A 14,287-nucleotide genomic window follows, 5' to 3' on the forward strand; every position below is an offset into this window, starting at 1 on the left:
TCTATCTACATTATTTTATGTTTTATTCAACCACTTTAGTTTAACAGAAACGCTTCATAACAGAAAGAAGGTGAGTCGATTCTTAATCAAAAAGAACCGATCTCACCAATCTTATCTGCTAGCTGTCAAAAATTAGTTCTCATCTTTTCCATGACAGTTTTTATATTTTTTCCCGCTACCACATGGACAAGGATCATTTCTGCCTACTTTGTTCACGTGAACCGGTTGTTTTTTGGCACTTGTGTTGCTATTTTCTTTTGCATCACCGGTAGTTGGTTGAACTGCTTCGCCGGTTGACACTTGCTCCCGTTGAACATTTTGACGAATCTCAGCTTTCATAAAGAGACGAGTCACTTCATATTCAATCGCTCCAACCATCTCTTCAAACATCTTGTATCCTTCTGTTTGATACTCAACCAATGGATTGTTTTGTCCATATGCTCTAAGACCGATTGATTGGCGTAATTGATCCATAGCATCGATATGATCGGTCCATTTCGAATCCACTACTCGTAGAATGACTACTTTTTCAAATTCTAGTAATTGTTCAGGTCCGTTGAGCTGGTTAGCTTTCGTATTAAATACTTCTTGTGCTAACTCATTTAAATATTCTTTGATCTGTTGCGGTTCTTTCCCTTTAAGATCATCGATCGAGATACTGTCTTCATGGACTAATGTACTACCCGCAAAATCAACGATTCCTTCAAGGTTCCAGTTGTCTTTTTCTAGTTGTGTGTGCGCATCTACTACCCGACTGATCGTACGTTTGATCATATTCATCATTGGTTTAGACAAACTTGTTTCTTCCATGATGACTTCTTGACGTTGTTTGTAGATAACTTCGCGTTGTTCTCGCATTACATCATCGTATTGTAAGACATTTTTACGAGTATCGTAGTTATTTCCTTCGACACGTTTTTGTGCTGATTCCACTTGTTTTGTCAGCATCTTACTTTGGATCACTGCATCCTCTTCACCGATTTTCATGCGATCTAAGAATGCTTTGATCCGTTCAGAACCAAATCGTTTCATCAGATCATCTTCCAATGAAAGATAGAATTGAGACATCCCTGGGTCTCCTTGACGTCCAGCCCTACCACGTAATTGGTTATCGATACGACGTGATTCATGACGTTCTGTCCCGATAACAGCTAGTCCGCCTAGTTCTCTGACACCAAGTCCCAACTTGATATCTGTACCACGTCCAGCCATATTCGTTGCAATCGTCACCGCACCTTTTTGACCAGCATTCATGATGATTTCCGCTTCTTTGAAGTGGTTTTTTGCATTCAATACTTCATGTGGGATACGTTCACGATTCAACATATCAGACAATAATTCTGAAGTTTCTACTGCTACCGTTCCGACAAGAACAGGTTGTCCTTTGCGGTAACGTTCTTTGATGTCTTGCACCACCGCTTGGAACTTGCTAGTCAATGTTGGATATAACAAATCAGGTCGGTCGTCACGAATGACTGGACGATTTGTTGGGATTTGACAAACTTGAATATTATAGATTTCCCGAAACTCTTCTTCTTCTGTTTTTGCTGTACCAGTCATACCTGACAGTTTCTTATACATTCGGAAATAGTTCTGGAACGTGATTGTCGCCATCGTTTTCGTTTCGTCTTCGATCTCTACGCCTTCTTTTGCTTCAATCGCCTGATGTAATCCATCAGAATAGCGGCGTCCATCCATGATACGACCAGTAAATTGGTCAACGATCAAGACTTTTCCATCTTGGACCACATAATCAATATCCAAGATCATGATATAGTTGGCACGCAATGCTTGATCCAGATGGTGGGTTAAGGCAGTATTTTCAATATCATATAGATTTTCTAAGCCAAATGTTTCTTCGGCTTTCTCGATCCCCGCTTCAGTCAAGCTGATTGTTTTCGATTGCACATCGATTTTATAATCTTCTTCTTCTTTCAAACGTTTCACAAAATTATCTGTTCTTGTATATAAAGCTGTTGATTTTTCAGCTTGACCTGAAATAATCAACGGTGTTCTTGCTTCATCGATCAAGATCGAATCGACTTCATCGACAATCGCATAATTCAATGGTCTTTGAACCATTTGATGACGATAAACGACCATGTTGTCTCTTAGATAGTCGAAACCTAATTCATTATTGGTACTATAGGTAATATCACAATTGTAAGCATCTCGTTTTTCGTCCGCTGATTTTGAATTGATATTCAAGCCAACTGTTAAACCTAAAAAGTTGTATAATTCGCCCATTTCAGAGGAGTCACGAGTAGCCAGGTATTCATTGACAGTAACGACGTGAACGCCTTCTCCCGTCAATGCATTCAAATAAACCGGCATTGTTGCTGTTAAAGTTTTCCCTTCACCAGTACGCATCTCTGGGATATTTCCATCGTGAAGAACGATCCCCCCCATCAATTGTACATGGTAAGGATAAAGTCCCAACACTCGTTTGGCAGCTTCACGAACTACCGCAAAGGCTTCCGGTAATAATTGATCTAAAGTTTCCCCATTTTGATAGCGAGCTTTAAACTCAGCTGTTTTTGCTTGTAATTGTTCATCTGTTAATGCTGCCATTTCGTCAGCATGATCTTCTACTTTTTTAGCAATACGATCTAAACGTTTTAGTTCTTTTTTATCATTTTCGATAATCGAACGAATAAAATTGGCCATGCGTTGTATAATCTCCTTTTTACATATATTATCCAGATTATGTAGATTCTAGTTTCTATTTTATCATTAGTTCTAGATAATTGAAATATCTTAACACAATTAATGTAATATATTCACAATTAATTCACAATTTCTGACGTAGACAAAAAAGAAGCTGTGGCAAACCGTGAAGGGTTTGCCACAAGCTTTTTACTGCTTTTTCTAATTGTTATTTATCAGTCGGTTTCAATCAAACCGTATTTGCCATCTTTACGACGGTAAACGATACTTGTACCATTGGTTTCTGCATCTTCAAAAATAAAGAAATTATGACCAAGCATGTTCATTTGTAGAACAGCCTCTTCACTGTCCATTGGTTTCAGTGATAAACGTTTCGTGCGGACAATGTCTAATTCAGAATCATTTTCATGATCGGCATCGTCAGCTTCGTTATTGAATAATACCGCTGCATCGGCTGTGTTCATACCGGTTTCGCGAGATTTACGGTTAATTTTTGTTTTGAATTTGCGGATTTGTCGTTCCAATTTGTCAACTACCAAATCAATACTTGCATAAAGATCAGGTGATGTTTCTTCGGCACGCAATACAAGATAAGGTAATGGAATAGTTACTTCCACTTTCGCTGTTTTTTCAGTATAAACTTTTAAATTTACATGTGCTGTAGCATCGGGTGCATCACTGAAATAGCGTTCAAGTTTTCCTACTTTTTTCTCAACGTAGTCACGAATCGCTTCAGTTACTTCGATATTTTCACCGCGTACATTGTATCTAAACATAAAAATTACCCCTTTCGTCTACCACAATCAAGAAGGAGAAGGACCACTCTTTCCCTCTTCTTACTACCATTATATCGAACTCTAATCCATTTGCAAACTAAATCGCTATCAAGGACATTCGTTTTTCATTTATTTATCGAGCTAGCGAAAAGGTGCGGATTTTTTCAGGAGCATGTGGCAATAAACAAGAAGCCGCATGGAAAAGAGTTTGCCCCGTCGTATAGACATCGTCTACCAACAATACTTTTTTCCCTTTGATGATCGTTGGAACAACAGCTAATTTGAAAGGTTGGGTAGTTTTTAAACGTTCCTGACGTTTTTTTTGGGATTGTGGAAGTGAATGATCAGAGCGAGTCAGCAGTTGACTATAAGGTATTTTAGCTACTCTCAACATTTCAATGACCTGATTAAACCCACGTTCTTTTAAACGTGCAGTGGCTAGTGGGATTGGACAGATTTGATAATCGCTAAATTCTTGTTGTATTATTTGCAACTGTTTAGCAAATGTACCTGCCAGTCGGACATCTCCCATAAATTTATAGCGATTTAACCATTCTTTGAAGGCTGAATCATAGTAAAAACAAGCATGATGACTGAAATCATAATTGGGATAGTCGTTTTTCCAGGCAATACAATCTTCACAATACGTAATATCACCAGGCAGTTCTTTCTGGCAAGTTCGACAGCTTTGCTGTTTATTTATCGGACGAAACAAATTTGAACAGTCCTCACAAATTTGAGGAAGAATCTTTCCCAACCCAACAATCTCGCTGATTTTCAAATTTCGGATGACTTGTTTTTGACAATAACTACAACGATTCATGTGTTTTTTCTCCTCTAGGCTCACTATTTTTCATAGCAAGCTGCTTTTTTCCCTGACGATTCATTTCTTTGATCTCACGACAGGCTAATTTGATAGCTTTTGTCAGTTCTTCATAGAAAAAATAGACTTGGCTATTGGTAAAATCTCCCTTTCGATCGGCTCGACCAGCGATTTGTACAAGGGAAGATTTAGTAAAAACACGGTGATCAGCGCCTAAGACGATCACTGACACATTTGCAAATGTTACCCCACGTTCCAAAATCATTGTAGTAAGTAACACATCATATTGTTGCTTTCTCATTTGCTGAACTTTTTCTGAACGGTTTGGATCTTTTGCGGATGCATCGGTAATACGGTACATGGGTAAACAACGCTTTAACAGTGAGGCTAATCGATTCATCAAGGCAATCGACGGACAAAATAATAAGACATGATTTTGTTGGAGCAGCATGTTTAGACACTTCAAAAGTGGTCGAAGTTTTTTTTCTTTCAAACATTTATTCGGCCAGTCATTCCAAAAAAACAAATGTGGTTCAGGCAATAACTGTTGATGGAAGCGAAGTGGCAATTGATGGATCAAAAAGGTTGAACGGATTTTTTTCAGTAGCTGCTCATTAGGTGTCGCACTTAAATAGATAAATGTTCCTTTTGGTTTAATTGCAGTTTCAACAGCATAAGCTAATCCAGGATCTCCTGCAAAAGGGAACGCATCCACCTCATCGACGACTAACAGATCAAACGCCTGATAAAAACGATACAGCTGATGCGTAGTCGCAATCACGAATGGACTAAAGCGATAGGCTTCTTTCTTTTTTCCATGAAGCAGGACAATGTCTTCTTCTGGAAAAACGCCACAAAAACGCAGGTAAAGTTCGTTACACACATCAACCCTAGGTGAAACTAATGCGACTCGTCCACCTTTTTCTAACGTTTTTATGACCTTTTCATAAAGCATCTCAGTCTTTCCCGCTCCTGTCACAGCCCAAATCATGTGCTGTTTTCCCGAGACATCAGTGACCAAGTTCGTAGAAATCGCTTGTTGAGTTGGCGTTAACTTTCCTGTCCAAGCAAAACAGACATTTCTTTTCGGCAACTCAGGTTGTTCAAATAAAAATAATTCTTGTGTGTTGTCACAACGACCTAAAAAAAGACAAACAGGACAAAAGAGGATTGGTTGCTTTTGCTCTGATTTACCTATTTTTGTTCGCTTGTTGCACCGATTACATTTTAGCCAATTCCCTTGTAAATGAATGGCGGCTAGTTTCTGATAGCGAATCTGTTCAAAACTCTCTGTCCATTCTCTCAAGTCTCTCGTAAGTAATCGTCTACCATATAAACTGCATAAACTACTTTTTTTCATCTAATCCCCTAAAAGAAGATACGCTACATCAGTCCATTCTTCAAAAAATTTGAGAATAAATGGTTATTTGAAACGGTTGGTATAAAAAATAAGCCAAAAAATCCTTGAATAGGCGCCCTATTCGCTGGATTTTTCGGCTTATTTCCGATATGAACATCTTAGTATGCTCTGTCCTTTATTTGTTTTCAATTAAATGGATGGCTTGTTGTAATACTTTTTCGCCATTCATCAACCCATAATCTGCCATATTGATAATATCTAATGGGATTCCTTTTGGCTCTAGACGTTTTTCAAAATCAGCTTTCATGAAGCGGACTTGTGGTCCCAACAGCAAAACATCAACTTCTTTAGAAGCTAGCTGATTATCGGCATCAGAAGCTGATACGGCAAAAATATCCGTATCAATTCCTTGTTCTTCAGCAGCTTTTTGCATTTTTGTTACAAGTAAACTGGTACTCATCCCAGCAGAACATACGAGCATGATTGTTTTTTTAGTCATTTTACTCTCTCCATTCTTTTAACTTTTGCAAACGATTTCTTTTTTGCTTGTGTGATTATTATACAAAAAAGCAAGATAATGTCAACGTTTTCTTATCAGTCGAATAGCCAACTCGATTTAACTAATTGATTGAACACAACATATTCTTTTTTTAAATTGATCACCACAACCTCGTAGCCAGCATTGATCCAGCCATATGCTCCTTTTTCTGGGTGCTTATAATCATTTGCCCACCAATCAGTGCTTTGTCTAGCTGATTTAGGGAGCCCATAACTTGGAAAAAGAAGTTCGTCGATCTGTGTAAATGTTAAAGTAACCTGTGATCCCCCGTTATTTTTTAAATATTGGGTGATGGCGTCATATTTTTTTATGCGTTCTTTCATCCCCATCTCACCTTTCTTTCTTCTATTATCCCATAGACTCTCTTCATTACTCAAGTATTATAAGTGTTGAAACTAAAGGAATAATTCATTATACTTTGACTATTATCAACTACTTGTAAGGAGGAAGCATCACGCTGAATAGTTATAGAACCATCCAAGCAGACGGTCAAGCAGAAATCGAAGTCAAAAAATCTCGTTTTATTTGCTCTATGAAACGAATTGAAACGGAAGCAGAAGCTAAAGCGTTTATTCAGGCAATGAAAAAAGAGCATTGGAAAGCAAACCATAACTGTAGTGCTTTCGTTCTCGGTGAAAAAAATGAAATTCAACGCAGTAGTGATGACGGTGAGCCTAGTGGTACGGCAGGTGTCCCAATGCTGGAAGTACTAAAAAAAAATGAATTGATCAATGTGGTCGCTGTCGTCACACGCTATTTTGGTGGGACAAAATTGGGTACCGGTGGTTTGATTCGTGCCTATACACAGGCTGTTTCTCACGCACTAATTGAAATCGGGATCGTTGAAGGAACACAACAGCAAGAAATAGCTGTCCATATCACCTATCCGCAATTAGGTAAATTAGAAAATATGCTTGAGTTGAAACATATTCCTATAAAAGAAACGATCTACACAGACAAAGTCACGGTTCACTGTTTGATTGTAGAAAAAGAAGTTACTGCATTTAAAACAGCAGTCGTTGAATTATTGAATGGACAGGTGGAATTTACAGATGGTCCAATTTCCTATCATGAACAACTGGTAGAAGCTGACCAGTAATCACTCTATCCGCTGATCTCGAAATCAAAAAAGAAGAGCCTAGGACAAAACTTGTCTCAGGCTCTTCTTTATTTGGACTGTTTCGTGTCCCTCTTTTATTTCTCTAAATAAAATTCAAAACGATTCCCTACATATTGCGTACGAACATATTCAAATGGGGTACCGTCATCAAAATAAGAAGTTTGGCGTAAACGTAACACAGCATCTCCTTTTTTTACTTCTAAATATTCTGCAATTTTTTCTGAAGCAAGAATGGCTGTGATTGTTTGATTAGCTGCCCCGATCTTATGCCCACTTTTCTCTTCGAGTACCCGATAAAGAGAATTGGTAATTTCAGATTTACTATAGTCTGCAATAATCTTTTGCGGGATACTGGCTACTTCAAAACAGATTGGTATATCATCAGCATAACGAATTCGTTCCATACGAAGAATCGTTTCGTCTTTTTCCAGTTGCAGCTTCTCCATTTCACTAGAACTTGGGGAAGTTAAAAAATAAGAGATTGTCCGACTAGAGGGTACTCGATTCTGTGATTCCATAATTTCAGTAAAACTGGTCGCACCCGACATCTTTTCTTGGACTTTTTCTCTTGCTACATATGTACCTGAGCCAATTTTTCTTTCCAAAATCCCTTCATCAGCCAGGTTTTGAATGGCTTGACGTAAAGTCATTCGACTAACATTGAATTTCACTGCCAATTCTCTTTCAGAAGGAAGGCGATCACCGATTTTCCAAATACCTTGTTCGATTTCACTTTTGATCTGATCATGGATTTGTATATAGACTGGTAGTTGATTCGACATAACGTATATCCGCCCTTTCATTTCCTTTATTATAACTGGTATATACCTGGTTCACAACTGAAAAGGAAAAAGTTTCTTTTGCTCGACTAATTGTCGATCAATCATTTGCCAACCCGATTATTTTATCCAAAAGTTTATGTAAGTAAATGTGTGTCCTTCCTCTTTAATCCAAGTGGAAGGATTGAAAATCATTTTTTAAAATAACAAAATCTCCAAAAGACAGCAAAATCACTGTTTTTTAGAGATTGTGTTATTCTTAACGGTTTTTTGAAAGCCATTTTTTTGTGTGATTGGTTGGACGCTTTGATTTCACTTGTATCGCTTTTTCTGATTTTTTCGGTAACCGGACTTCTACCTGATACTTTTCCGACTTAATCAAATCATAGATTTTCTCTGCGGTCTCATCTACTTTTTCTTTCCACTTCATTTTACTGCCCCCTTTTTTTGATCTATCTACTATTCACTCTAGCCTATTTCATGATAATCTTCAAGAAACAAGCTGTTTTCACACAAAAAAAGAGTGATCTTAATAGATCACTCCGTACTACTGGGGTAGCTGGATTCGAACCAACGCATGAGGGAGTCAAAGTCCCTTGCCTTACCGCTTGGCTATACCCCAATGAAATGGAGGAGAGTGGATTCGAACCACTGAACCCTAAGGAACGGATTTACAGTCCGTCGCGTTTAGCCACTTCGCTACTCCTCCGAAAGGTTTGTATCAACCTGACTTAGTTATAATACCTAATTTTCCAGATTTTTGCAACCCCTTATTGAAAATTTTTTTGATATTTTTTTATTCGTGTAGATTCCAGTGACGAATAACTGTTTCTATCGCGTTTTCAAGACTCTTTTCTTTCCCAAAATCTTCTTCACCAAAAAAAATTTCAAATTCTTTTGGTCCATAAGCCAAAATTTCCCCAATCATTTTTTTACCAATAAATAACTGAGTCACATCATAAGTTGTTCCTTTGATTTGTTTTTTGACTTCTTCGATACGTACTTCAATATCTTTATTTTTTTTTGACATCTTTTTCCACCTCCATGATAGTTTATCATATTCATTCATGGAATGCCTACCATATGTCTAAAAGTTTTGTTCAACGCTATGCATCATTGAACTAAACCTTCACGTTGAGCGGTGAAATTGGCAGCTGCTCCAATCAAGTTTGCATCATTTCGATAATCACATAATAAAATTTTAGGATCAAAGTCATTTAGTTCTAAATCAGTAGTTAATTGTTTCATTCGTTGATTGATTTCTGTTAATAACCCTGCTTTTGCAGAGATCCCCCCACCAATCACGATGACTTCAGGATCAATCGAAAATTGGATACTAAACAAACCTTTTGTTAAATAATTATAAAAATTATCTACCTCTTCTTTTGCTAGTTCATCCCCTTGTTCTGCTCGTTCAAAGACTTCTTTTCCGCTATAAGTCGTACGTGAAACTCCCAAACGGTCACAGTAACGCCAAGCCATTTGAACTGCTGTACCAAGCTTACTAAATGTTTGATTGCCTTCTAAGAACATCAAGCCAAATTCTCCCCCGTACAAATGAGCGCCTTTATTTAGTTGTCCTTGGGTAAAGATTGCTCCACCTACTCCAGTCCCAAGTACAACAAATGCTACATGTTGATATTCTTTCGCTGCGCCTTCATAATACTCAGCCATTCCAGCACAATTAGCATCATTTTCGATCGTCACTGGTAAATGGAAGAGTTCCTCCAGTTCATGAAAAATATTGAATCCGTGGATATAAGGAATGGCACTAATCCCTTCAATCAGCTGTTTCTCCTGATTCACTACTCCAGGTGCGCTGATTGCTATGCCTTCAATCGCCTTCTGTTTTACAAACGTTTGGAATACCTGTTTTAAATGCGCTTTCATTTCTTCCCATGTCTTAGGAGTCGGAAATTGGCTGGTGTCTTCAAGCGCTTGTCCATTCCAATAGCCATATTTTACTGCGGAACCACCAAAATCAAAAACTAAAATACCCATCATTTATTTGTCTCCTTTTCTCATACTGTTTTTATTTTAAGTCAAGCCACAGTATTTTGAAAGCCTTTTTATGGATGAGTTCAAATTTTCTTTGCTAGAGTTACTTGATCTCGTAAACGTTGGCCATTTTCATAGATTGGCTGTTTATAATTTTTGACAAAATAATCTTTTTCTCTAGAAATTTCCAGGAAGCCGATTTTTTTATACAGTTGTAAAGCTGCTGATGACGTACTCCCCGTCCGAATAATGACTTGTTGTTGGGTGGTTTTTAACTTTTTCATTTCTTTTAGTGTATGGGTAAGCAACGCGTAGCCGATTCCTTGACCTTGAACTTTTGGAGCTACAGCTAAATTCATTATTTCAAACACTAATTTATTTGTGAGAAAAACGATCACTCCCTGAATGTCGTTTTCTGCTTTCCATATAAAACCAGACCCTTGATCAATGTATCGTTGGACGTTTTCCTCTTCAGGATCTGCATCCAACAATAATAACCAAGGTAAAGTTGATTGCTCTAGTTTGACAATTCTTTTTTCTTCAGAATGCTCGGTCTTACCTGACTGTTTATTTTTCATCATAATTAGGCATCTCTTTATCTTTCTTATTACGTGTCAATTGGCAATTTAAAGGCACGTAATCGATTCCGCCCTTTACGAATGGATGGCAACGCAAAATGCGTGCTGTCCCCATCAGCGTTCCTTTAAATGCACCGTGTACTTGAATCGCACGTATCATATAGTTTGAACAAGTAGGATAGTACCGACAGCTAGGTGGAAAAGCAGGAGAAATAAACCGTTGATAAAAACGGACAATAGCCACTAAGATTTTTTTCATCTCATCACCTCATTATTAAAGCTTTGCTCCTCATTCTCCTATTCATGACAAACGACTGTTCAAAGGAGCAATAATCTGCCAAACAGTGGAATGACTCACAATAAAAAAGGACTTCTCAAAAGCGAAAATTCGTTTTAAGAAATCCTTTGTTTGCTTACACTATCATTTTCACACAACTCTTTATCTGAAAAAATCTTGGATGTGCAGCCACAAACTTGGTTGAAAAACCTTAAACGGATTTCCACCACCGATAACCCCGTATCCAATCATTGTTCCAGCTATAAATAAAAGAATCAGTAATAGTATGACAACTAAAATCTTCACCAATGTGATTAAAATATACCGTTGGCTACTCATTTTATCACGTCCTTAAACAGTGACTTGAGCTGTTTTATCAGCGGGCGTTTGATCGATTGCCACACGTTCCACATCTGCACCTAAGTTTTGCAATTTAATATGGAATTGATAATAACCACGATCTAAGTATTTAAGATTGCGAACGCGTGTTATGCCATTTGCTTTTAAACCAGCAAGTACTAATGCTGCAGCAGCTCGTAAATCTGTTGCATAAACTTCAGCACCTTGTAATTCATGATTCCCGTCCATAATCGCTACGTTTCCATCAATCTTCACATGGGCGTTCATACGGCGCATTTCTTCCAAATGTTGGAAGCGATTCTCAAAAACTGTTTCAGTCACCATGCTCGTTCCCTCAGCGACTAACTGAATAGCAGTCATTTGGGCTTGCATGTCTGTCGGAAAACCAGGATGAGGCATTGTTTTGACGTCAGTTGGTAAAATATGTTTTGGACCAACAACTCGAATGCCGCCTTCTTCTTCAGTGATCGTTGCACCCATTTCAATTAATTTAGAAATCAACGGACGATTATGTTCTGAGATTGCATCTGCGATCAAGACATTTCCTTCAGTCATCGCTGCTGCTACCATAAAGGTACCTGCTTCGATCCGGTCTTGAACAATTGCGTGTTTCACTGCATGCAGATGATCGACTCCTTCGATACGCATCGTTTCCGTACCAGCACCATAGATATTTGCGCCCATTTTATTTAAAATATTTGCAAGATCTACAATTTCAGGTTCTCGAGCGACGTTTTCGATGATCGTTGTTCCTTTAGCTTTTACTGCTGCCATCATGATATTTTGAGTGGCTCCAACACTTGGAAAATCTAAATAGATCGTGTTACCGATCAATTCATCCGCAATAGCTTCGATGTAGCCATTTTTTTGAATGATTTTCGCACCCAATGCTTGGAATCCTTTAAGATGTAAATCAATTGGACGTTTCCCAATCGCACATCCCCCTGGCATGGCAACTTTTGCATGACCATTTCTAGCAAGTAATGGTCCCATTACAACGATAGAAGCACGCATTTGACTCACATATTCATATGGCGCTTCGATTTCTAATTGTCTTGACGCATCAAGCGTTACTTGATTATTGTCTTCATCAAACACTACATCTACGTTTAAATGACGAATCACTTGATTCATAGTGAAGACGTCAGAAAGAATTGGAACGTTGTCTAAAACGGTTGTTCCTTCTTCAGCCAACAAACTAGCAGCTAAAATAGGTAGAACAGCATTTTTAGCTCCTTCGATTTTTACTGTTCCATTCAATTGTTTGCCACCTTTGACGATGATCTCTTCCATGTTGTTCCCCCCAAAAAATTCCAATGAGCTATAAAGACTCAAAATCTTTTCTATTATATCATTTCTTTTATTAAAATAGTACCTTTTTTTATAGTACCTTTTTTTTACTGCAGGCTAACGAAAAGATTTCGACACAATGCAATAATTTCTAAGAAGAAATTACTGGCAGTATATCCTAAAAAAATAGAGAAGAATACAATCGCCATTCGAATTTGCGTATCATGCATTTTTTTAAAAAACATCTCAATTCGCAGTGACCGCAACGACCAGAAAGCCAGATAAATAAAAGCTAAATGACTCACGATTCGAATAATTGCATCAATTCCGTATACTTGCATAGTGACGTCCCTTCAAAATTATACTTTTTTTAATAACTAACAAAATGATGATACCATAAATTGGAAAAATAGAGAAATTATTGGTTGTAAAAAGATGGAATTTGTTGGCTAAACGAGACGAGAATTTTCAAGAACTTTACATTCAAATGATGACTCTGTTTTAATACCTTATTTTTATAAACTATTTTAACAACTATTTCACATGCTTTTTTGATGAAAGTTGTTCCTTATTTGCTTATGTACTCATATCATTATAATAGAATTTACCATTGATAATTAAACGATTATTTAATATAAATATATGCCCTCTCTTATAGTGTAGGAACAAAAAATCCTTTGTTTAATTTCTTGATGATCGTACAATCAAGTCTATTTCTTTTTTTTGCCATCTTCTTTGCTTGTACTTTAAGGTCAGCTAAGTTATTTGTTATTGTTTCATTTAAATTCTTTTATCTACATATTCGTTGGTTGATTGTTTCTGGTTTCACTTGATTTTCTTTAAAGGATGGTTGTTCTGCTACTTTTAGCTCAAATAAATTATTTTTTATTTCACTTAGATACTTTTGTCTACATATTCGTTGGTTGATTGTTTCTGGTTTCACTTGATTCTCTTGAAAGGGTGGTTGTTCATTCAACGCTTGCCAACTTTTTGGTTTATAACTTTCCCATTCATTTGGAGATGTTTTCCAAGGTGCAGGCACTTCATATCCATCTTCAAAAAAATGTACTTTTCCTTCAAAATCTTTCCAATTGCGAAAGAGATAGCGAAGTTCTTTAGGAGTGAAAGCCTTTTTATCTTTTTTTTCTATAATACGTTTCATATCTAAATCATCAATACAATAATAAATGGTTACATTTTCATTATCTCTTGCACTGTCTAATCCAATTTTACAACCTCTAACAATCAGCTGTCCTGTATATTTGCGATTTTTCTCACATAAGTGTCCTATATTTTTTTTCGTAGCTTTATGTAGCCCAGGATTAAAATTGATTACTTTATTTTTTTCAGTATCTTGTGTGCGTTGAAAATAGTAAGACCATAAAGGCCACCAATCTTTAAATGGTGAAATATATTTTTTCCAATTTATTGAAAAATCTTTTAAGTATTCAAGATTCATCGGATTTTTTGGGTGATCATATGTAATAGATGAAAAATGATTATTGTACTCTCTGATATCACAGGGACCTTGTCCTTCAGTAACACTTGAATGGAATCCTTTTTTTCTAATTTTTTCAATCTGTTTCTGTAAGTTTTCCGCTTTTGGTGATAAGCCATAAAATAGAATTATTTCCTGTTTCATCGTTCATTTTCCTTCCCATAAGTTTATTTAATTTTAGTTTTCAAGGTAAATAATAGCA

The 14,287-nt window shown here is 37.0% G+C and carries 17 protein-coding genes and 2 tRNA genes; 1 reads left to right on the forward strand and 18 read right to left on the reverse strand.

The features are described 5' to 3' along the window. Positions 1–132: 132 nt before the first annotated feature. From secA to IGK81_RS09320, 6 genes are all read right to left on the reverse strand, one after another. Positions 133–2,667 (reverse strand): preprotein translocase subunit SecA, encoded by a 2,535-nt coding sequence (secA, locus tag IGK81_RS09295; protein ID WP_034699158.1) that lies wholly within the window; start codon positions 2,665–2,667, stop codon positions 133–135. Positions 2,668–2,882: 215 nt separating this feature from the next. Beyond that, positions 2,883–3,443 (reverse strand): ribosome hibernation-promoting factor, HPF/YfiA family, encoded by a 561-nt coding sequence (gene hpf / locus IGK81_RS09300; protein WP_010718572.1) that lies wholly within the window; start codon positions 3,441–3,443, stop codon positions 2,883–2,885. A 133-nt stretch (positions 3,444–3,576) separates the two neighbouring features. Then, positions 3,577–4,266 (reverse strand): ComF family protein, encoded by a 690-nt coding sequence (locus IGK81_RS09305; protein ID WP_431393388.1) that lies wholly within the window; start codon positions 4,264–4,266, stop codon positions 3,577–3,579. Next, complete coding sequence (locus IGK81_RS09310) at positions 4,253–5,626, reverse strand: DEAD/DEAH box helicase (RefSeq protein WP_409541460.1); 1,374 nt, start codon at positions 5,624–5,626, stop codon at positions 4,253–4,255. The genes IGK81_RS09305 and IGK81_RS09310 overlap by 14 nt, the downstream gene beginning before the upstream one ends. 175 nt (positions 5,627–5,801) lie before the next feature. Next, entirely contained in the window at positions 5,802–6,125 is a 324-nt protein-coding gene (locus tag IGK81_RS09315; RefSeq protein WP_010718577.1) for a PTS sugar transporter subunit IIB, read from the reverse strand. Positions 6,126–6,220: 95 nt separating this feature from the next. Then, positions 6,221–6,508, reverse strand: a complete 288-nt coding sequence (locus IGK81_RS09320; RefSeq protein WP_010718578.1) for a DUF7662 domain-containing protein — start codon at positions 6,506–6,508, stop codon at positions 6,221–6,223. A 128-nt stretch (positions 6,509–6,636) separates the two neighbouring features. Here IGK81_RS09320 and IGK81_RS09325 point away from each other — a divergent pair, with 128 nt between their 5' ends. Continuing rightward, the gene (locus IGK81_RS09325) at positions 6,637–7,284 is read left to right on the forward strand and encodes a YigZ family protein (RefSeq protein ID WP_053765692.1); all 648 of its coding nucleotides are present in this window, start codon (positions 6,637–6,639) and stop codon (positions 7,282–7,284) included. Positions 7,285–7,379: 95 nt separating this feature from the next. Here IGK81_RS09325 and IGK81_RS09330 read toward each other — a convergent pair whose 3' ends face one another. The 12 genes from IGK81_RS09330 to IGK81_RS09385 form a co-directional block, all read right to left on the reverse strand. Continuing rightward, positions 7,380–8,087, reverse strand: coding sequence for a GntR family transcriptional regulator (locus IGK81_RS09330; RefSeq protein WP_010718580.1), 708 nt, complete (start codon positions 8,085–8,087; stop codon positions 7,380–7,382). 256 nt (positions 8,088–8,343) lie between these two features. Further along, the gene (locus IGK81_RS09335) at positions 8,344–8,514 is read right to left on the reverse strand and encodes a hypothetical protein (RefSeq protein ID WP_010718581.1); all 171 of its coding nucleotides are present in this window, start codon (positions 8,512–8,514) and stop codon (positions 8,344–8,346) included. A 120-nt stretch (positions 8,515–8,634) separates the two neighbouring features. Beyond that, positions 8,635–8,706: transfer RNA gene (locus IGK81_RS09340), tRNA-Gln, on the reverse strand. 6 nt (positions 8,707–8,712) lie between these two features. After that, positions 8,713–8,793, reverse strand: a tRNA-Tyr gene (locus IGK81_RS09345). Positions 8,794–8,880: 87 nt separating this feature from the next. Then, on the reverse strand, positions 8,881–9,114 hold the full coding sequence (locus IGK81_RS09350) for a DUF2969 domain-containing protein (protein WP_010718582.1): 234 nt from the start codon (positions 9,112–9,114) through the stop codon (positions 8,881–8,883). An 83-nt stretch (positions 9,115–9,197) separates the two neighbouring features. Then, complete coding sequence (locus tag IGK81_RS09355) at positions 9,198–10,085, reverse strand: ROK family protein (protein WP_034699200.1); 888 nt, start codon at positions 10,083–10,085, stop codon at positions 9,198–9,200. Between the two features lie 80 nt (positions 10,086–10,165). Then, positions 10,166–10,663, reverse strand: coding sequence for a GNAT family N-acetyltransferase (locus tag IGK81_RS09360; RefSeq protein ID WP_034699149.1), 498 nt, complete (start codon positions 10,661–10,663; stop codon positions 10,166–10,168). Next, positions 10,650–10,919 (reverse strand): membrane protein insertion efficiency factor YidD, encoded by a 270-nt coding sequence (gene yidD, locus IGK81_RS09365; RefSeq protein WP_010718585.1) that lies wholly within the window; start codon positions 10,917–10,919, stop codon positions 10,650–10,652. Before yidD ends, IGK81_RS09360 begins: the two co-directional genes overlap by 14 nt. A gap of 180 nt (positions 10,920–11,099) precedes the next feature. After that, positions 11,100–11,276, reverse strand: a complete 177-nt coding sequence (locus tag IGK81_RS09370) for a DNA-directed RNA polymerase subunit beta (RefSeq protein WP_010718586.1) — start codon at positions 11,274–11,276, stop codon at positions 11,100–11,102. A 12-nt stretch (positions 11,277–11,288) separates the two neighbouring features. Then, positions 11,289–12,590 (reverse strand): UDP-N-acetylglucosamine 1-carboxyvinyltransferase, encoded by a 1,302-nt coding sequence (murA, locus tag IGK81_RS09375; RefSeq protein WP_010718587.1) that lies wholly within the window; start codon positions 12,588–12,590, stop codon positions 11,289–11,291. Between the two features lie 104 nt (positions 12,591–12,694). Then, on the reverse strand, positions 12,695–12,928 hold the full coding sequence (locus tag IGK81_RS09380) for a DUF1146 family protein (RefSeq protein ID WP_010718588.1): 234 nt from the start codon (positions 12,926–12,928) through the stop codon (positions 12,695–12,697). A gap of 449 nt (positions 12,929–13,377) precedes the next feature. After that, positions 13,378–14,229 carry a hypothetical protein gene (locus IGK81_RS09385; protein WP_232622379.1) on the reverse strand — a complete coding sequence of 284 codons (852 nt, stop codon included), beginning with the start codon at positions 14,227–14,229 and terminating at the stop codon, positions 13,378–13,380. Positions 14,230–14,287 lie beyond the last annotated feature (58 nt).

The organism is Enterococcus sp. DIV0703 (assembly GCF_051711065.1).
GTDB lineage: Bacteria > Bacillota > Bacilli > Lactobacillales > Enterococcaceae > Enterococcus_B > Enterococcus_B hirae.

Excerpts from the sequence above, each read along its gene's own strand:
- IGK81_RS09310 (WP_409541460.1), bottom strand. The coding sequence starts at position 5,626 with ATGAAAAAAAGTAGTTTATGCAGTTTATATGGTAGACGATTACTTACG.
- IGK81_RS09350 (WP_010718582.1), bottom strand. The coding sequence starts at position 9,114 with ATGTCAAAAAAAAATAAAGATATTGAAGTACGTATCGAAGAAGTCAAA.
- IGK81_RS09385 (WP_232622379.1), bottom strand. The coding sequence starts at position 14,229 with ATGAAACAGGAAATAATTCTATTTTATGGCTTATCACCAAAAGCGGAA.
- IGK81_RS09360 (WP_034699149.1), bottom strand. The coding sequence starts at position 10,663 with ATGATGAAAAATAAACAGTCAGGTAAGACCGAGCATTCTGAAGAAAAA.
- IGK81_RS09330 (WP_010718580.1), bottom strand. The coding sequence starts at position 8,087 with ATGTCGAATCAACTACCAGTCTATATACAAATCCATGATCAGATCAAA.
- IGK81_RS09320 (WP_010718578.1), bottom strand. The coding sequence starts at position 6,508 with ATGAAAGAACGCATAAAAAAATATGACGCCATCACCCAATATTTAAAA.
- murA (WP_010718587.1), bottom strand. The coding sequence starts at position 12,590 with ATGGAAGAGATCATCGTCAAAGGTGGCAAACAATTGAATGGAACAGTA.
- yidD (WP_010718585.1), bottom strand. The coding sequence starts at position 10,919 with ATGAAAAAAATCTTAGTGGCTATTGTCCGTTTTTATCAACGGTTTATT.
- IGK81_RS09355 (WP_034699200.1), bottom strand. The coding sequence starts at position 10,085 with ATGGGTATTTTAGTTTTTGATTTTGGTGGTTCCGCAGTAAAATATGGC.
- IGK81_RS09335 (WP_010718581.1), bottom strand. The coding sequence starts at position 8,514 with ATGAAGTGGAAAGAAAAAGTAGATGAGACCGCAGAGAAAATCTATGAT.
- IGK81_RS09315 (WP_010718577.1), bottom strand. The coding sequence starts at position 6,125 with ATGACTAAAAAAACAATCATGCTCGTATGTTCTGCTGGGATGAGTACC.
- IGK81_RS09380 (WP_010718588.1), bottom strand. The coding sequence starts at position 12,928 with ATGCAAGTATACGGAATTGATGCAATTATTCGAATCGTGAGTCATTTA.
- IGK81_RS09305 (WP_431393388.1), bottom strand. The coding sequence starts at position 4,266 with ATGAATCGTTGTAGTTATTGTCAAAAACAAGTCATCCGAAATTTGAAA.
- hpf (WP_010718572.1), bottom strand. The coding sequence starts at position 3,443 with ATGTTTAGATACAATGTACGCGGTGAAAATATCGAAGTAACTGAAGCG.
- IGK81_RS09370 (WP_010718586.1), bottom strand. The coding sequence starts at position 11,276 with ATGAGTAGCCAACGGTATATTTTAATCACATTGGTGAAGATTTTAGTT.
- secA (WP_034699158.1), bottom strand. The coding sequence starts at position 2,667 with ATGGCCAATTTTATTCGTTCGATTATCGAAAATGATAAAAAAGAACTA.